Here is an 18,048-nt window from a genome sequence, read left to right on the forward strand (position 1 = left end):
GGAGAAGGTGGTCACTCGCTGCGCAGTGCATCGATGGGCGCAAGCCGGGCCGCCCGGGTGGCCGGATACACCCCGAACACGAGCCCGATGCCGATCGCCACGGCGATCGAGACGCCCACCGCGGCCGGCGAGACCTCGATCGACGACCCGATCACGCCCGGTAACGCGAAGGCCGCCCCGATGCCCAGCAGCGCACCGAGCAGGCCGCCGGAGAGTCCGAGAATCGCGGCCTCGGCAAGGAACTGCCGCCGGATGGCCCACGGTGGCGCCCCGAGCGCCTTGCGCAACCCGATCTCGCGGGTGCGTTCGGTGACCGAGACCAACATGATGTTCATCACGCCGATCCCGCCCACCAGCAGCGACAGCGCCGCGATTCCGGTGAGCAGCACGGTGAGTGTGCGGTAGATCGAGGTCGCGGTGTCGACCAGTGCATCCTGGCTCGAGATCGTGAAGTCGGCGCCGTCGGTCGACGTGATGCCGTGCAGATTCAACAGCACCGATTGCGCCTCCTGGTAGGCGGCCGACAGCTGCCCGTCGGAGGTCGCCTTGAGGTAGATGGTCGACACGGAATCACCGCCCGCGCCGCCGATCAGCTGACTCGCCGCCGTGGAGAGGGGAACGATCGCGAGGTCGTCGAGGTTCGACGAGGAGTCCGACCCGGCGGATGCGAGCACACCGATCACCTCGAGGCTCCGCCCGTCGACGCTCACCGTGCGCCCCACCACGTTCGTGGTGCCGAAGAGCTCGGTGGCGGTCTCCGAGCCGAGCACGACGACGGATGCCGCGGAGTCCTGATCCTCGCCGTCGATGAACTCCCCGGCAAGCAGCTCCCGCGAGCGCACGTCGAGCCACGACGGGGTCGTTCCGGTGACGGTCGTGGTCCAGTTCGCGTCTCCCGCTTCGAGTGAGAGCGAGGTGGACTTCTCGGGCGCGACCGCCTCGATGTCGGGCGCGTTGACCGCGGAGGCCAGCGCATCCGCATCCGCCGTGGTGAGGGTGGCGCCGGTGCCGAAGCCACCGCGGAGGCCCGAGCTGTCGGTGCTCGACCCCGGTGACACGATGAGCAGGTTGCTGCCGAGCGAGCTGATCTGCGCGCTGACGTCTTTCTGGGTGCCGAGGCCGAGGCCCACGGTGAGGATGACCGCGGCGATGCCGATCAGGATGCCGAGCACGGTCAGCAGCGAGCGCAGCGAATGCGAGCGCACGGCCGACCAGCTGGTGCGGAGGGTCTCGGTCCAGTTCACGAGAGCACCCCCGCGGCGACATCCGCTCGCTCGACCGCATCCGTGTCGGGCAGCAGCAGCCCGTCGCGCACGCGCACGATGCGGCGGGCGCGCTCGGCCACCTCGCGCTCGTGGGTGATCAGCACGATCGTGCGGCCCAGCTCGTGCAACTCGTCGAAGAGACCGAGCACGTCTTCGGTCGAGACCGAGTCGAGGTTGCCGGTGGGCTCGTCGGCGAGCAGGAGGGTCGGCTCGCCGACGAGTGCCCGCGCCACGGCCACGCGCTGCTGCTGTCCGCCCGAGAGCTCACCCGGCCGGTTGCCGTAGCGATCGCCGAGGCCCACGCGGTCGAGCGCGCGCTCGGCCCGCTCGCGGCGTTCGGCCGCCGGCACCCGCCCGTAGACGAGCGGAAGTTCGACGTTGCGCCAGGCCTCGAGCGAGGGCAGCAGGTTGAACTGCTGGAAGACGAAGCCGATGCGCTCGTTGCGGATCTGCGCCAGCTCGGCCTCATCGAGGTCGTCGACGTCGTGACCGGCCAGCCGGTAGCTGCCCGACGTCAGCGTGTCGAGGCAGCCAAGCACGTTCATCAACGTCGACTTGCCCGAGCCCGAGGGGCCCATGATCGCGACGTACTCCCCCTCGGTGATCTCGAGGTCGACGCCGCGCAGGGCCTCGAACTCGATGGTGCCCGAGCGGTAGAGCTTGCGGGCCGCGGTGAGCTGGATGACAGGTTCGGCGGATGCCGCCTCGACCCCGAGGTCGACCGTGCGCTCAACCACCGTTCACCGCCCCTCCGGGCAGCTGCCCGCCGAGTTGGCTGGGGTCGAAGCCGTCGGGCAGTGTTCCGCCACTGGGGAGCTGGCTCGGGTCGAAACCGTCGGGCAGCGTTCCGCCGCCGGGGAACTGACCCGTGCCGCCGGTTCCGCCGTCGCCGGTCGGTGTGAACACGGTCACCTTCACGAGGTCGCCCTCGCTGAGCCCGTCGGTGATCTCGGTGAGGTTTCCGACGGTCTCACCCACGGCCACCGATTTCGTGGCCTCCCCGCCGTCGGCGTCGACCACCGTCACGCTCGTCGTGCCGTCGTCGGCAGTCGTCACCGCACCGCTCGGCACGGTCAGAACGTCGGTGCGGCGCTCGTAGACGATCTTGGCGGTCGCCGAGACGCCGTCGTGCAACCCCTCGGGCGAACCCGTGACCGTCACGGTCACCGGGTAGGCCGCGGCTCCCGAGGTGGTGGACGGCAAGAGGCCCACCGAGCTGACCGTGCCGAAAAAGGCGGTGCCGTCATCCGTCGAGAGCTCCACCTGGTCTCCGGATGCGACGTTCGGCACATCCGTCTCGCCCACCGAGAGAGACACCTGCCAGGCGTCGGTTCCCACGATCGTGAACGGGGCGGAGGTGCCCGAATCGGAGCCGTCGCCGACGCCGCTGCCGCTGCTGCCCGTGCCGGTCACCGTGTCGCCTACCGTGAGGTTTACGGCGGTGACGAGTCCCGAAACCGGCGCGGTCAGGGTGGCTCCGCTCACCGCGGCCGCTGCCTTGTCGGCGGCGGCCTGCGCAACGGCGACGGCGGATTCGTCGGCTGCGATCTGTGCGGCGGCCGCATCCGTTCCGTCATCGTCGGCCTCGGCGGTCGAGAGCGTTGCCTGCGCGGTGGCGAGCGTCGCCTGCGCCTCGAGCAGATCGGCCTGCACCGTGAGCGTGTCGACGGTGGCGAGCACGTCGCCCGCCGTCACCGTCGACCCGGCCGTGACGTTCACGGCGGTAACGGTGCCGGCCACTTCGAAGTCGACGTCTTCGTCGACCACCGGAGCGATGGTGCCCGATGCGTCGACGGTCTTCTCGAGCGTCTCGAGAGAGGCGGCGACGTTCATGATGCGCTGTCCCTCCGCGTCGACGGAGGCGGAAGCGGAGGCCGAGGTCGCAGTGAGCGAGAGCACCAGCCAGGTGGTGCCGCCGCCCACCGCGAGCAGTGCGGCGAGGCCGCAGATCAGCCACGTTCGTGGACGGATGCGTCGTGCGATTCTGACGAGTTTCATGATCTCCCTCGAGGGCCGGCCGTCGGCCTGGGCGGGTGTCGGACAGGTCGACCGTAGGCAGCTCGCTTATCAGGGGTCTTGCGCGCACCTTGCCGCTTCTTATGAATGGCGCGAATGGATGCCGCGGGGCCCGGGGCGCGATGACGGGGTGCCCCGGGCGCACGGTAGAATCGATGCAATGTGCGGCATCGTGGGCATCGTCTCCTCAGACCCGGTCAACCAACTCGTCTACGACTCCCTCCTGCTGCTTCAGCACCGTGGGCAGGACTCGACGGGCATCGCCACGGCCGAGGGCCGCACCTTCCACATCGTGAAGGCGAAGGGTCAGGTTCGCGAGGGATTCCGAACCCGCGACATGCGGTCGCTGCTCGGCACCATGGGCCTCGGACACGTGCGCTACGCCACGCGCGGCTCGGCCTCGCAGGAGCAGGAGGCGCAGCCGTTCTACGTGAACGCGCCCTACGGCATCATCCTCGTGCACAACGGCAACCTCACGAACACGCGTGAACTCACCGGCGAGCTCTACAACATCGACCGTCGGCACCTCAACACCGACTCCGACACCGAGTTGCTGCTCAACATCTTCGCCAACGAGTTGCAGTCGCAGGTCTCCGGCCTCTCGCTCGACCCCGACCAGATCTTCACGGCCGTCTCCCGCGTGCACGAGCGGGTGGAGGGTTCCTACGCCGCCATCGCCATGATCGCGGGGCACGGGCTGCTCGCGTTCCGCGACCCGTTCGGCATCCGGCCGCTCACCATCGGCAGCCGCCTGCTCGAGAGCGGGCAGATGGAGTACGTCGTCGCATCCGAGTCTCTCGTGATGGAGAGCCTCGGCTACACCGTGCTTCGCGATGTCGCTCCCGGAGAGGCCGTGTTCATCACGCTCGACGGTGAGCTCATCACGAAGCAGTGTGCGCCGAACCCGGTGCTGGTGCCGTGCTCGTTCGAGTACGTCTACCTGGCCCGTCCCGACTCCGTGATGTCGGGCATCTCGGTCTACGAGGCGCGCCTGCGGCTCGGCAACTACCTCGCCGACACCGTGGCCCGTTACACGCCCATGGGCGACATCGATGTGGTGATGCCGATTCCGGATTCGTCGCGTCCGGCCGCCATGCAGGTGGCCCAGAAGCTCGGCGTCGAATACCGCGAGGGGTTCTATAAGAACCGCTACGTGGGTCGCACGTTCATCATGCCCGGGCAGGCTGCCCGCAAGAAGTCGGTGCGGCAGAAGCTCAACGCGATGTCGTCGGAGTTCAAGGGCAAGAACATCCTCATCGTCGACGACTCGATCGTGCGCGGCACGACGTCGAAGGAGATCGTCGATATGGCCCGGCAGGCCGGCGCCAACAAGGTGACGTTCGCTTCGGCCGCGCCTCCCGTGCGCTACCCGCACGTCTACGGCATCAACATGCCGTCGCGGCACGAGCTCGTGGCTCATGATCGCAAGATCCCTGAGATCGCGGCGGCGATCGGTGCCGACCACCTGATCTACCAGGAGGTCGAAGACATGCGTCGTGCCATCACTCTCGGTTCCGACGTCACCGACTTGGAGATGAGCTGCTTCACGGGCGAGTACGTGACCGGCACGGTGACGCCGGAGTACCTCGCTTGGGTGGAGAAGAACCAGCTGAGCTGAGTCTCAGGCGGTCCCATCGTCTACGTTGCTGCCGCGCGCTTCGCGCTTGCCGACGATGGGTCGTGGCTGGATCCCTGAGTAGGTGACGGATGCGTTTAGCTTGGCCGTGTACGCATCCATGCGTTCGTCCCAGCCAGGTTTCATTTCGGGCAAGCGCGAAGCGCGCGGCAGCCGGTCGGCGTCGGGCATCATCCCAGTGTCGGTGGCTCATGCTTGAATAAATCTCATGAAGAGCTTGTTCGTGACCCGCACCGAGGAGCTCGACGCCCGCCTCGATGCCGTCATCGACGAGCTCCGCGAGGTCGACCTCCTGACGGCCGGGTTGGATGCGCGGCGGGCCCGGGGCCTGGCCGCGGCGGCGGTGATCGCTGACGAGCGGGCCGGGTTGGTGTCGCCGGTCGGCCGGGAGTTCTCGGCCGCGCGGGACGGTGAACGCACACTCGTGGCGGTCGAGATCGCCACGGCGACATTGCGGTCGGAGCGCACCGTGGCGCGGATGATGAATGAGGCCGAGCAGCTCGTGCGCGACTACCCGACCACCCTCGCCGCCCTCGAAAACGGCCGGGTGTCGGCGTTACACACCCGGCATCTCGTCGCCCACGCCTGCACCCTCCCTGCGGACGCCCGGCCGGAGTTCGAAGCCCGGCTGCTCGCCGAGGCGGTCGTGTTGCCGGCGCACCGTTTCGCCGAGAAGGCCCGCCGGATGCGGGAGACCGCGCACCCCGAGTCGATCGTCGTGCGTCACCGGCAGGCGCGGGAAGAGCGGAGCGTGTGGCTCTCGCCCGAGTGCGACGGGATGGCGACCCTCACCCACCACCTGCCCGCGGTCGACGCGGTCGCGATCGACGACCTCCTCGATAAGATCGCCCGCGCCGAACGCTCCGACACCGACCCGCGCACCCACCCGCAACGCCGCGCCGACGCCCTCACCCGCCTGATCCTCACCCCCGACAACCCGGCCCGACCCGCGTCGATCACCGCCACCGTGCTCGTGACCGTGCCGGCGGCAACGGTCGCGGGGGTGTCGGATGAGCCGGGCGAGTTGCACGGTTACGGGCCGATCGACGCCGACACCGCCCGGGCCATCGCGGCGACCGCCCCGACGTTCCTGCGGGTGCTGACCCACCCGGTGACCGGGGAACCGACGGTGATCACCCGGCACTGGGGCCGCGCGACCGCCGACCACCTGCCCACGCGCGACGCAGCCACCCGACCCACGACCGGCGCCAACGGGGGCGATGAGGCCGGGCGCGACCGGTACAGCGCTTCACCCGAGCTGCGGTTGGTGCTCGCTGCGATCGACCAGACCTGCCGATTCCCCGGCTGCGGACGCCGCGCCAACCGCTGCGAACTCGACCACACCCACGACTGGGCCCACGGAGGCGCCACCACCGCTGAGAACCTCACCTACCTCTGCTCCCGCCACCACCACCTCAAACACGACACCGGCTGGACCGTCAAGCCCGACCCCGACCGGCCACGCCACCTCAACTGGCGCAGCCCCCACGGCCGCCACCACCACACCGCACCCGCCCGCGCCCCCGCCGACGGGTAGACAGCGGGGCTGGCGGCAGGGCGCGTGAAACGATCCTCCCCCGCGCGCCCATTGGCAGTTGGACGCGGAGCGGGCGGCAGGGCGCCTGAAACGACCCTCCCCCGCACTCCCGCGCGCGCCCATTGGCAGTTGGACGCGGGGCGGGCGGCAGGGCGCGTGAAACGACCCTCCCCCGCACCGCTCGGCGCGCTCGCCGGCCACGACACTCGTGATGACGCCGCGGCCCGCGCCCCCGCGGCGCCGACCGGCACGACTGCCGGCCAGCGTCACTCAAACGGATAACCTCAGCCGGCGAGAGGTGCAAAAGACGCATCAGCACTCGTGTTCGTCGTCGCGGCGGAGTACCCGACGAAGATGCCAACCGTCGTGAAACGGCTCGATAGGCTCGGAGCATGCCGACACCCGACTTCGTCTTGGCCCTCCGCGAGAAAATCGGGCACGCTCCGCTGTGGCTCACCGGCATCACTGCCGTGGTGACGCGCGGCGACGAACTGCTTCTGGTGCGACGGAGCGACACGGGCGCGTGGACTCCGGTGACCGGCATCGTCGACCCCGGCGAGGAGCCCGCCGTCGCCGCTGCACGCGAAGTGCTCGAGGAGGCGGCCGTAGTGGCGCATCCGGTGCACCTGGCATGGGTGCACACCATCCCGATGGTCACCTACCCGAATGGCGACCAGTCGCAGTACCTCGACCTCACCTTCCGTATGCGCTACGAATCCGGCGACCCTTTCCCGGCCGACGGCGAAAACACGGAGGCACGCTGGTTCGCCCCCACCGAACTGCCGGAGATGTCAGACGACATGCGGTCCCGCATCCGCTACGCCCTCGATGAGGAAAGGGCCGCCCGCTTCGAGTCGTGAGATCACGTGAAACTTTTTTCGGGGGCGATGTCGATCCCGGTCGCTCCCGTTCGACGCCTGAGTAGAAGGGGCCGCAGGGGCCCCGCCGGAACGAGGAGAGACACCATGAAGTACATGCTGATCATGCGCAGCACCGCTGAGGCGATCGAGGCGTCGAAGTCGATGGACTTCACCGAGATCATCAACGCGATGGGCGCCTACAACGAATCGATGGTCAAGGCCGGAGTGCTGATCGGCGGCGACGGACTGACGGATGCGCAAGAGGGCTTCGTCGTCGACTTCGGCGGCGAGACCCCGGTCGTCACCGACGGCCCCTACGGCGAGGTGCACGAGTTGTTCAACGGGTTCTGGATCGTGGAGGTGTCCTCCCGCGAGGAGGCCGCCCAGTGGGCGAGCCGGGCACCGCTCGGCGCCGGGTCGAAGCTCGAGGTGCGCCGCATCACCGACGAGAGCGACTTCGAAGCCTTCTCCGACAACGAGTACATCCAGAAAGAGAAGGAATGGCGCGGCGAGGGCGCGCTGGGCTGAGCGTCATGAACCCCGGCCCGAACGGCGTCGACGGTGCGAGCATCCACCGCACCGTCGACGCCGTCTGGCGCATCGAGAGCGCGCGCATCGTCGCCACACTCGCGAAGGTGACCGGTGACTTCTCGCTCGCCGAAGACCTCGCTCAAGAGGCCGTGATCGACGCACTGGCGCAGTGGCCATCGGCCGGGGTGCCCCAGAATCCCGGTGCCTGGCTCACCGCCGTCGCGAAGCGCAAGGCCATCGACGGCTGGCGACGACGCGAGCGTCTCGACGACCGCTACCGAGCGATCGCCCACGATCTCGCAGAGCTCGGAGACGCAACCGACGCCGGCGAGCCCATCGACGACGACGTGCTGCGCCTCGTCTTCACCGCTTGCCACCCGGTGCTCGGGCGCGAGGCGCAGGTGGCGCTCACGTTGCGTGTGGTCGGGGGCCTCAGCACCGAGGAGATCGCGCGACTGTTCCTCGTGCCGGTGGCGACGGTGCAGCAGCGGATCGTGCGAGCCAAGAAGACCCTCGCTGCGGCGAAGACGCCGTTCGAGACGCCCGATCCGAGCGAATGGTCGGCGCGCCTCGGGTCGGTGTTGGGCGTGGTGTACCTCATCTTCACCGAGGGGTACTCCGCGACATCCGGAGACCGCTGGATGCGTGCCGAGCTGGCGGGAGAGGCACTCCGGCTCGGCCGCATGGTGGCGGGTCTGGTGCCGCGCGAAGCGGAGGCGCATGCTCTCGTGGCCCTGATGGAGTTCCAAGCTTCGCGGTTCGGAGCCCGCTCGCGCGCCGACGGCAGCCCCGTGCTGCTGGCCGACCAGGATCGCGCGCGCTGGGACCGCGCCCAGATCGGCCGCGGGGTCGCCGCACTGGAGCGAGCGGATGCGCTCGGTCGCGGGCGCGGGCCGTACGCCCTGCAGGCCGCTATCGCCGAATGCCATGCCGTGGCTCCGTCGGTCGACGACACCGACTGGGAGCGGATCGTGGTGCTCTACGAAGCCCTCGGCCGCATCGCGCCGAACCCGGTCGTGGAACTGAACCGTGCCGTGGCGGTGTCGATGGCGGTGGGGCCGGCATCCGGATTGCGCATCGTCGACGAGATATCCACGTCGGGTGCGCTGGCGGGCAGCTACCTGCTGCCGAGCGTTCGTGGCGAGCTGCTCGCCCGCTTGGGCCGGGTGCAGGAGGCCCGCTCGGAGCTCACGACGGCGGCGGGCCTCGTCGCGAATGACCGTCAGCGCCAGGTGCTGCTCGATAAGGCGGCAGCGCTCGAGGAGTAGGCGCGGCAGCGGCGCTACAGCTCGGCCGCCGGGCGGACCGGACGCTTCGCCGTCGAGTCACTCCGCCGAGCGATCGCCCGCGCAATCCGCAGGTCGCTCCACCCGAAGCGCCCCTCAGGCAGTGCAGCGCGGATGCGCGCCTCGGTGAACCGCTGGGCCGGACGGATGCCGTCGGGCAGCTCGGGCGCCCACGGCGCCGCTTCGCTGACACCCTCACCCAGCATCCGCGCCTGCGCCTTCGCGACGAGCGGAACCACCATCGCCCATTCGGTCAGCTGGGCGAGAACGCGGATCGACCAGACCGGCACGCGCACGTACAACGGCCGACGGCCGGCGACTCCGGCGATGCGGCGGACGGCGGCCCCGAGTTCGAGCTCTTCGGCTCCCATGACGGCGACGGTGGGGTCGGGGATGCGGCCCTCCAAGGCGGCGACCAGCACATCGACCGCCTCCTCGACCGGAATGGGCCGGACGGTGCGCTCGCGGTAACCGACGGTCGCGAACACCGGGAAGGTGCGCACGGCTCGGGTGACGTGGTCGACCATGTGGTCGCCCGGGCCGTAGATCATGCCCGACTTGAGGATCGTGTGCTCGATGCCCGAATGCCGGATGAGTTCTTCGGCGGCCCATTTCGTCTCGTGGTACCCCGACCCGCAGTCAGGACGGGCGCGCAGGAAGCTGAGCATGACGATGCGCTTCACGCCGGCTCGGCGAGCTGCCTCGACGACGGCGCGGGTGCCCTCGACGTGCACGTGGTCGAAGGTCTGGTCGCCGATCTCCCGGTTGATGCCGGCGCAGTGGGCGACGGCATCACAGCCGGCGAATGCCTCGGCGAGCGCTTCGACGTCGTCGATCGCGACGCCCGTGCGGCGTAACACGACCACGGTGTCGGCAGCGCCGAGCCGCTCCGCGAGGTGACGCCCGACGAACCCGGTACCGCCCGTGATGGCCACCCGCATGATGTCGCTCCTTCGCTCATTAGCAATATAGCTACACACTATCTAGCAATGGCGCTATATTGCAAACAAGCCGGTTCCAGGTCAGCGTGGCGAGGTCGATCTGGCCGGTCAGCGTGGCCCGGTCAGCTCCGCCGGGTCACCAGCCCCCGCACGAAGGATGCCTGCCCCGCATGCTGCAGGTCGTCGGAGAGCACGCTCACCAGGCGCACCGCGAGTGTGACCGGTGGATTCCAGCTGTGGTCGACCACACGACCGAGATCGGCGTCGCCGAGTGAATGCAGGTAGGCGACGGTCGACGCGTAAACCGCTTCGTGATAGCCGATGAGAAGCTCGGCGGAGATGCCGGCCACCTGCCCGACCTCGGCCGACGACTGCGCGTAACCCGTCGCATCCGGAGCGAAGGGAAGACCGAAGCGGTCGAACCAGCCCTCCGCCGTCCATACCTGCTCGGTGCCGGCGACGTCGGCGAGGTGGTCGTCCTGCACCCGGGTGAGGTGCCAGACCAGCCAAGCCACCGAGTTGGCCTCGGGGTCGACGCGGACCGCCAGCTCCTCCTCGCTCAGGCCGCCGGCGGCGCGGCGGACGGTGTCTCGGATGCGTGTGAACGCATCCTGCAGCAGCTCGATGCTCGGGGTCATGGGCATCCTCTCGTCACCCCTTCGGGCTTACTCTTCACCGCCGGCACATGCAACACCCAGGTTGATTCAGGGTCTTCAAATCGCGACGTCGTACCCTGGCGCATATGCCCGAACGTCTCAACCGCTTCACCGAGCGCTTTCAGCGCGTCGTCGACGGCACAAAACGCCCGGTCGGAATGATCGCCCTGCTCAGTGTGGTGGCCGCTCTGCTCGTGACCGTGCTGGCCGTGCCGGCGATGGCCGTCACCGGTGTCTACGCCTCCCGGTCGGTGGATGTGCTCGACAGCCTGCCCGATTACATCCGACCCACGACCCTCGCGCAGAAGTCGGAGATCTACGCCACCAACAGCGACGGATCGAACACTCTCCTGGCTACCGTGTTCGACCAGAACCGGCAGGAAGTGGAGTGGGACGACGTGTCGCAGTATGTGAAGGATGCGGTGGTCTCCACCGAAGATCCGCGCTTCTACGACCACCACGGCGTCGACATCGCGTCGAGCCTCCGGGCCGCCGTGGGCAACGTGACGTCGGGCGGCGTCGAGAGCGGCGCATCCACCATCACCATGCAGTACGTGCGCAACATCCTGGTGCAGCAGGCCGAGATGATCGACGACCCCGCCCAGCGCGAAGCCGCCTACGAGTCGGCCACCACCGAGTCGCTCGACCGCAAGCTGCAGGAGATGCGGCTGGCGATCGCGCTCGAGAAACAGTATTCCAAAGACGACATCCTGCTCGGCTACCTCAACATCGCGAACTTCGGCGGCTCGGTCTACGGCATCGAAGCGGCCGCGGAGTACTACTTCGGCGTGAGCGCCCGCGATCTGAGCCTCGCCCAGGCCGCGACGCTCGCCGCCACCGTGAACGAACCGAACGGATTGCGGATCGACGAGCCCGAGAACATCCCGGACAACGAGGCTCGGCGCAATGAAGACGTACTCGCCTCGATGCTCAAGCACAAGGCGATCACCCAGCAGCAATACGACGAGGCGGTTGCCACGCCGGTGACGCCCAACATCACCGAGCCCACGACCGGATGTCAGGCTGCGGCGAACGGGGCAGCTTACTTCTGCGACTACGTGACCTGGATCGTGAAGAACGACCCCAGCTTCGGCGACTCCGCGGATCAGCGCTGGTCGAACTTCAAGCAGGGCGGCTACAAGATCTACACCACCCTCAACACCGATCTGCAGGCCAACGCGAACGAGACCATGCAGGAGTACATCCCGGCCAGCTACGACGGGGCCGACCTCGGCTCGACGATCGTCACCGTGCAGCCCGGCACCGGCCGCATCCTCGCCATGGCCCAGAACACCACCTTCGACGACGACCCCGACACCGCGGCGCCGGGTGCGACCGCGGTCAACTACAACACCGACATCGACTACGGGGGCTCCTCAGGGTTCCAGGTCGGCTCGACCTACAAGGTCTTCGCGCTGGCCGAATGGCTGAAACAGGGCCACACCCTCTCCGACCGCGTGAGCGGCAACGAGCGGGAGTGGGACATGTCGACCTTCCCGAACTCCTGCCAGACGCTCGGCGGCCCGTGGGAGCCGGCGAACGACGGCAGCTCCCGGCCCGGCACCATGTCGGTGCAGAGTGCTCTGACCAACTCGGTGAACAACGCCTTCGTGGCGATGGCGCAGCAGATGGACCTCTGCAAGATCAAAGACACCGCAGCCTCGCTCGGCGTGCACCGCGCCGACGGCGCCGACCTCGACACCCAGCCCTCGTCGGTGCTCGGCACCAACGAGATCGCGCCGGTGACGATGGCGGCCTCCTATGCAGCCATCGCGGCGAACGGCCTGTTCTGCGCACCGGTCGCGATCGACAAGATCGAGGGCCCCGACGGCACCGAGCTCACGCCCCCGCAGGCGAACTGCGCCCAGGCGCTCGATCCGTCGATCGCGTCGACCCTCGCCTACGCGATGCTCGGGCCGATCGAGAGCGGCACGGCGACCGCCTCGGATCCGGATGACGGCATCACCCACATCGGCAAGACCGGCACCACCGACAACGAGAAGGACACCTGGATGGTGGGCGCCTCCACGGCCGCCGCCACCGCGGTCTGGGTGGGCAACGTCAACGGCAATGTGTCGATGACGGAGGTCGATCCGAACGGTTATGCGGGCAGCACGGTGCGGCATCGCATCTGGCGCTCGGTGATGACCGCGAACGACGACGTGCTCGGCGGCGGCGACTTCCCCGATCCCGATCGGGCGCTGGTGAACGGCTCGTCGTCGCGCTTCGACGACGACGATTCGGAATCCGATTCCGACTCCACGCCGACCCCCACGGCGCCGCCGACCTCGACTCCGAACGCCCCGGTGCCGCCGGTCGTGCCCGTCGACCCGGCGCCGCCGGTCGACCCCGGCCCCACTCCCCCGTCGACCCCGGCGGCCGACCCCGCGGAATGAGTCCGGACTTCTCCAAACGTCGTGCGAACCCCCCGGCTATACCGCCGAGGTCGGCGCGACGTTTGGAGAAGTCCGCGGCTCAGGCGCGGAGCGCGGTCAGGCGGAGAGCTCGGCCAGCTTCTGCTCGATGACCGTGGCGGCATCGTCGATCAGCTCCTCGCTGATGACGACGCTCGGGAGGAAGCGGAGCACGCTGTCCCAGCTGCCGGCATCGAGCACGATGACGCCGTTCGAGGTGGCGTGCTTGATGACTGCCGTGAGCGCCTCGGGGTTGGGCTTCTTGGTGCCCGGATGCACGAGCTCGACCCCGAACATCGCGCCCTTTCCGCGAACCTCGCCCACCACGGAGTACTTCGACGCCCAGTCACCGATGCGGGCGAAGAAGGCGCGTTCGACGCGCTGCGCCTCGGCGATCAAGTTCTCGCGCTCGATCAGGTCGAAGACGGCGAGCGCTGCCGCCGTCGAGACCGGGTTGCCACCGAAGGTGCCGCCGATGCCGCCGGGCTGCACGGAGTCCATGATCTCGGCGCGGCCGGTGACGGCGGCGAGCGGGAAGCCGCCGGCGATACCTTTGGCGCTGGTGACGAGGTCGGGCACGACGCCGTGGTGCTCGATCGAATACCAGGCGCCCGAGCGCGCGATGCCCGCCTGGATCTCGTCGGCCACGAAAACGATCCCGTTCTCGGTGCAGAACTCGCTCAGGCGCTTGAAGAAGCCGGGGGCCGGGATGACGATTCCTCCGTCGCCCTGGATCGGCTCGACGAAGAGCGCCGCCAGTTCGGTGGCGCCGATGTGGGTGGTGATGTAGTCGATGGTGCGTTCGGCGGCCTCTTCGCCCGTCATGCCATCCGGGTCGCGGAAGGGATAGCTGATCGGCACACTGTAGATGTCGCCCGGCATCGGGCCCATGCCCGCGCGCTCGGGCCACGGGCGGTAGGTCATGGCCATGGTGAGGTTGGTGCGGCCGTGGAAGGCGTGGTCGAGCGTGGCGATGACACGGCGGCCCGTATATTTGCGGGCGATCTTCACCGCGTTCTCGACGGCCTCAGCACCGGAGTTCACGAGAATCGAGCGCTTCTCGAAGTCGCTGGGCGTGATCTCGGCGAGCTTCTCGGCGACCTTGAGGTAGTTCTCGTAGGGCGTGACCGTGAACAGGGTGTGGGTGAGCTTGCCGGCCTGCTCGGCGGCGGCTTTGGCGACATCCGGATGCGCGTGACCGATCGTGGTGACCCCGATGCCGCAGCCGAGGTCGATGATCTGGTTGCCGTCGACGTCGACGAGGATGGCGCCTGATCCGTGGTCCATGTAGATGTCGGCGAGCGTGCCGGCGCCCCGGGAGACGGTCTTGCGGCGACGCTCGTGCAGCTCCCGCGACTTCGGCCCGGGCAGTTCGGTGACGAGCTTGCGCGCTTGCGGAACGGAGAAGGTGTCGGCAGAAATGACCATGCTTCGAGCCTAACCGCTGCCGTTTCTCTCCCGTCTCACCGCCGTTTCGCAGGACAGCTGTCGACGTGGTCGTCGACGACGCCGGTGGCCTCGAGATAGGCGTACACGATCGTGGAGCCGACGAAAGTGAAGCCGCGCTTCTTCAGGTCTTTGCTCAGGCGGTCGGAGAGTTCGGTGGTGGGCGGGAGGTCGCCCAGACCCTTCGGATGGTTGACGATCGGTTCGCCGCCGACCCAGCCCCACAGGTAGTCGGCGAAGCTGCCGAACTCTCCCTGCACGCGGATGAGGGCGAGCGCGTTCTTGCGGGTGCCGAAGATCTTCAGACGATTGCGGATGATGCCCTCATCGAGCATGAGCGCCTCCAGCTCGTCGTCGGTCATCGCCGCGACCGCCTCGACATCGAAGTCGCGGAAGGCTCTCGCGTAACCCGCTCGACGGTTCAGGATGGTCGACCACGACAGCCCCGCCTGCGCGCCTTCGAGCGTCAGCATCTCGAAGAGGTGCCTGTCGTCGCGACTCGGCACGCCCCATTCGGCGTCGTGGTAGGCGCGCATCGCGGGGGACCCGGTGGCCCAGGAGCAGGTGCCGTCGTGCGGGTCGGGTGAGGCGGGATCGGTCATGGGTCGATCCTCTCAGCCCCGTCCGACATCCGGGGAGGTTCACCCACCGGCGGAGGAACCGAAACCCGACTTGCCCGAACCGCCGAAGCCGCCCTTCAGGGGCGCGCGATCGCCCGCCTTCGCACCCGCCGGGGCGGGCGAGACCACGTCGGATTGGATCTTCGAACCCGGCGCCGCGAATCCACCGCTCGGAACCGGGGCCCAACCCGAGACGCGCGGCGACGCCCAACGCGACCCCGCGAACAGCAACGGGCCGAGCCACAGGCCCGAATAGTGCGCCGTGGGGTAGCGACTGGAGGGCTCGCAGAGCTCCTCTGGCGTGTCGACGATGTCTTCGCCCTGGCGCTGCAGCACGGCGATCTGCTCGGTGACGTCGGCGATGCAGTCCTCTTTCGAGTCGTACATCGGCCGCTCCGCGTTCTGCGGCACGACGTACTTCTCGCCGTCGGCGCCCTCGAGCACGATGCCCTCGTCGGTCGGCGCGCAGCCTGAGAGCGCGAGCACCGCACCCGCGATGGATGCGACCGCCACGCCGCGCTGGACTGCGGCCCGCGAGGGGCGGGCCAGACCGGCACGCTGACCGGCGGCGATGCCCGAGAGGGTCAGACGGGTGGATCGGGCCGATTTCACGACGTCTCCTCGGTGGGGTGTGGATGCGGGGGCTGCGGGTCGGAGTCGTCCGGATCGCGATCGGCCGGGTCGGGCTGGTCCGGATCGATGTAATGCGGCACGAACTCGGCGAGGTCGCCGGTGATCGGTCCGCTGGTCTCGCGCAGGTCGATGCCGGCCGGGGTCTCCCCCACGATCCAACTCCCGATCACCGCGGTCTTGCCCGGGATCGGCGCGAACCGCGCCCGCTCCTGAAACACGAAGCCCTCGTCGCCGTATGCACCGGGCGCCGATGCGATGACCCCACCGGAGGCATCGACGAGCCGCACGTTCGCGCCCTCCCGGCCCAGTCGCGGCTTGGCGACATGGGCTCGGCCGGCCAGCGCATCCGGAGTGGCGAAGGCGGGCAGGAGATTCGGATGCCCGGGGAACAGTTCCCAGAGCACCACCAGCAGCTGCTTGTTGCTGAGCAGCAGCTTCCAGGCCGGCTCGACCCATTGGGTCGCCCCGCGGCTGGCCGGGAGGAACCCACCGAACTGCTCGGCGAGCATCCACTCCCACGGATACAGCTTGAAGATGCGGCGGATGGGCTCATCGTCACCGTCGAGGAAGACGTTGTCGTCGACACTCCAGCTCACGTCTTCCATGAAGATCAGCTTCGGATCGAAGCCCGCTGCCGCCGCGGTCTCGGCCATGTAGGCAACGGTGTCGAAGTCCTCGACGATCAGCTCCCCGTCACCCGTGTCATGCAGCGACGCCAGGTGCAGCCGCGCACCCGGTGCGAGACCCCAGCGAGCGGTGCGGATGTGCTCCCACTGCTCGATCAAGAGCTCGTGCAGGCCGTTGAACTGGTCGGCGCCGACGGGCAGCGAACCGGCCGCGGTCTGCTCCTCGAGCCACTGCCACTGTGCCGCAGCCGTCTCGACCAGAGACGTCGGAGTGTCGGCGTTGAACTCGAGCAGCGTGACCGTGCCGGCTCCGTCGTAGGCCAGGTCGAAGCGGCCGTAGACGGTGGGGTCGTCGTCGTCCCAGGATGCGCGCACCAGCTCGTGGAACCGCTCCGGAATGCCGAACTCGTCGAAGCGCCCCTGCCGCACCACGAACTCCACGGCCTCCATGCAGCGGGCGAAGAGCTCCGTCGTGGCCTGCTCGAGCAACTCGATCTCAGGCATCGTGAAGACGTAGGCGGCCGACTCGTTCCAGTAGGGCCGACCGCCCTCCGACTCGAGGTCGTAGAAGCTGAACCCCACCGCGTCCAAGCGGGACCGCCAGTCAGGGCGCGGGGTGAGTTCGATCCGTCGCATTGTGCTTCGAGCCTACGCGGCCCGCCTGTCAGCTCAGGGCGCTGAGCGCCGCGAACTCCTCGTCGGAGAGCTGGATGCGCGCCGCCTCCACGTTCTCGTCGAGATGCTGCAGCGACGAGGTGCCCGGAATCGGCAGCATCACCGGCGAGCGGTGCAGCAACCAGGCGAGTGCAAGCTGCGAAGGGGTGGAGCCGTGCGTCGCCGCGAGGGCCGCGAGCGGAGAACCGGCGCCGGAGAGCTCCCCGGTGGCCAGCGGGAACCACGGAATGAAGGCGATACCCTCGGCCTCTGAGTAGTCGAGCAGCTCGGTCGCGCTGCGGTCGGTGAGGTTGAAGAGGTTCTGCACCGAGACGATCGGGGCGATCGCGCGAGCCGCCACCACCTGGTCGACCGTCACCTCGGAGAGCCCGATGTGACGCACCTTGCCCTCGCTCTGCAATGCCGCGAGCTCACGGATCTGATCCTCGAGCGGCACTTTCGGGTCGATGCGGTGCAGCTGCAGCAGGTCGATGCGATCGACGCCGAGGTGGCGCAGGTTCAGCTCGGTCTGCTGGCGGAGGTACTCCGGGCGGCCGACCGGGGTCCACTGGTTCGGACCCTGGCGGGTGAAGCCGACCTTCGTGGCGATGGCCACATCGGAAGCGTAGGGATGCAGGGCCTCGCGGATGAGGGCATCCGTCACGAACGGACCGTAGGCATCCGCGGTGTCGATGAGGTTCACGCCGAGCTCGACCGAGCGACGCAGCACGGCGATGGCGGCGGCTCGGTCGGCCGGGTCACCCCAGACGCCCGGACCGGTGAGCTGCATGGTGCCGAAGCCCAGCCGGTTGACGGTGAGGTCGCCTCCGATGGCGAAGGTTCCGGATGCGGCGGCAGGAGTTGCGCTTTCGTTCGAAGTCATGCAGGAGAGAACCCGGCACCGGTCTCGTGCATTCCGGCGGAAGG

Annotated in this window: 17 protein-coding genes; 6 read left to right on the forward strand and 11 right to left on the reverse strand. The window is 68.7% G+C overall.

All coding sequences use genetic code 11. The features are described 5' to 3' along the window. Positions 1–11: 11 nt before the first annotated feature. From N1027_RS02790 to N1027_RS02800, 3 genes are read right to left on the reverse strand one after another with little or no spacing between them, the layout of a single operon-like run. Positions 12–1,244, reverse strand: a complete 1,233-nt coding sequence (locus tag N1027_RS02790) for an ABC transporter permease (RefSeq protein ID WP_259504942.1) — start codon at positions 1,242–1,244, stop codon at positions 12–14. Next, complete coding sequence (locus tag N1027_RS02795) at positions 1,241–2,002, reverse strand: ABC transporter ATP-binding protein (protein ID WP_259504943.1); 762 nt, start codon at positions 2,000–2,002, stop codon at positions 1,241–1,243. Before N1027_RS02795 ends, N1027_RS02790 begins: the two co-directional genes overlap by 4 nt. Beyond that, positions 1,995–3,263: an efflux RND transporter periplasmic adaptor subunit gene (locus N1027_RS02800; protein WP_259504944.1), complete on the reverse strand. Its 1,269-nt coding sequence runs from the start codon at positions 3,261–3,263 to the stop codon at positions 1,995–1,997. The genes N1027_RS02795 and N1027_RS02800 overlap by 8 nt, the downstream gene beginning before the upstream one ends. 178 nt (positions 3,264–3,441) lie before the next feature. Here N1027_RS02800 and purF point away from each other — a divergent pair, with 178 nt between their 5' ends. Further along, positions 3,442–4,899 carry an amidophosphoribosyltransferase gene (gene purF / locus N1027_RS02805; RefSeq protein WP_259504946.1) on the forward strand — a complete coding sequence of 486 codons (1,458 nt, stop codon included), beginning with the start codon at positions 3,442–3,444 and terminating at the stop codon, positions 4,897–4,899. A 3-nt stretch (positions 4,900–4,902) separates the two neighbouring features. Here purF and N1027_RS02810 read toward each other — a convergent pair whose 3' ends face one another. Beyond that, the gene (locus tag N1027_RS02810; RefSeq protein ID WP_259504947.1) at positions 4,903–5,088 is read right to left on the reverse strand and encodes a hypothetical protein; all 186 of its coding nucleotides are present in this window, start codon (positions 5,086–5,088) and stop codon (positions 4,903–4,905) included. 37 nt (positions 5,089–5,125) lie between these two features. On the opposite strand from N1027_RS02810, the gene N1027_RS02815 reads away from it, so the two are divergent. The 4 genes from N1027_RS02815 to N1027_RS02830 all read left to right on the forward strand — a co-directional run bounded on the left by N1027_RS02815 (position 5,126) and on the right by N1027_RS02830 (position 9,113). After that, on the forward strand, positions 5,126–6,454 hold the full coding sequence (locus N1027_RS02815; RefSeq protein WP_259504950.1) for an HNH endonuclease signature motif containing protein: 1,329 nt from the start codon (positions 5,126–5,128) through the stop codon (positions 6,452–6,454). A 392-nt stretch (positions 6,455–6,846) separates the two neighbouring features. Continuing rightward, entirely contained in the window at positions 6,847–7,314 is a 468-nt protein-coding gene (locus N1027_RS02820; protein ID WP_259504952.1) for an NUDIX hydrolase, read from the forward strand. Between the two features lie 105 nt (positions 7,315–7,419). Then, positions 7,420–7,842, forward strand: a complete 423-nt coding sequence (locus tag N1027_RS02825; protein ID WP_259504953.1) for a YciI family protein — start codon at positions 7,420–7,422, stop codon at positions 7,840–7,842. 5 nt (positions 7,843–7,847) lie between these two features. Further along, complete coding sequence (locus N1027_RS02830; protein WP_259504955.1) at positions 7,848–9,113, forward strand: RNA polymerase sigma factor; 1,266 nt, start codon at positions 7,848–7,850, stop codon at positions 9,111–9,113. Positions 9,114–9,127: 14 nt separating this feature from the next. On the opposite strand, the gene N1027_RS02835 is transcribed toward N1027_RS02830, so the two are convergent. Both N1027_RS02835 and N1027_RS02840 read right to left on the reverse strand, forming a co-directional pair. Next, a complete protein-coding gene (locus N1027_RS02835) occupies positions 9,128–10,072 on the reverse strand; it encodes an NAD(P)H-binding protein (protein ID WP_259504956.1) in 945 nt (314 codons plus the stop codon). Positions 10,073–10,194: 122 nt separating this feature from the next. After that, the gene (locus tag N1027_RS02840) at positions 10,195–10,710 is read right to left on the reverse strand and encodes a mycothiol transferase (protein WP_259504959.1); all 516 of its coding nucleotides are present in this window, start codon (positions 10,708–10,710) and stop codon (positions 10,195–10,197) included. 104 nt (positions 10,711–10,814) lie between these two features. Here N1027_RS02840 and N1027_RS02845 point away from each other — a divergent pair, with 104 nt between their 5' ends. After that, positions 10,815–13,124: a transglycosylase domain-containing protein gene (locus N1027_RS02845; RefSeq protein ID WP_259504961.1), complete on the forward strand. Its 2,310-nt coding sequence runs from the start codon at positions 10,815–10,817 to the stop codon at positions 13,122–13,124. 96 nt (positions 13,125–13,220) lie between these two features. Here the strand turns inward: N1027_RS02845 and N1027_RS02850 are convergent, their stop codons facing one another. The 5 genes from N1027_RS02850 to N1027_RS02870 are packed head-to-tail and all read right to left on the reverse strand — an operon-like array spanning position 13,221 to position 18,004. Continuing rightward, complete coding sequence (locus tag N1027_RS02850; protein WP_259504963.1) at positions 13,221–14,570, reverse strand: aminotransferase class III-fold pyridoxal phosphate-dependent enzyme; 1,350 nt, start codon at positions 14,568–14,570, stop codon at positions 13,221–13,223. Between the two features lie 35 nt (positions 14,571–14,605). Then, positions 14,606–15,190 (reverse strand): DNA-3-methyladenine glycosylase I, encoded by a 585-nt coding sequence (locus tag N1027_RS02855; protein ID WP_259504967.1) that lies wholly within the window; start codon positions 15,188–15,190, stop codon positions 14,606–14,608. 39 nt (positions 15,191–15,229) lie between these two features. After that, complete coding sequence (locus N1027_RS02860; RefSeq protein ID WP_259504969.1) at positions 15,230–15,820, reverse strand: hypothetical protein; 591 nt, start codon at positions 15,818–15,820, stop codon at positions 15,230–15,232. Then, a complete protein-coding gene (locus N1027_RS02865; RefSeq protein WP_259504971.1) occupies positions 15,817–17,103 on the reverse strand; it encodes a glutathionylspermidine synthase family protein in 1,287 nt (428 codons plus the stop codon). The genes N1027_RS02860 and N1027_RS02865 overlap by 4 nt, the downstream gene beginning before the upstream one ends. A gap of 28 nt (positions 17,104–17,131) precedes the next feature. Further along, positions 17,132–18,004: an aldo/keto reductase gene (locus tag N1027_RS02870; protein ID WP_259504973.1), complete on the reverse strand. Its 873-nt coding sequence runs from the start codon at positions 18,002–18,004 to the stop codon at positions 17,132–17,134. Positions 18,005–18,048 lie beyond the last annotated feature (44 nt).

The sequence above is a fragment of the Herbiconiux aconitum genome (genome assembly GCF_024979235.1).
Lineage (GTDB): Bacteria > Actinomycetota > Actinomycetes > Actinomycetales > Microbacteriaceae > Herbiconiux > Herbiconiux aconitum.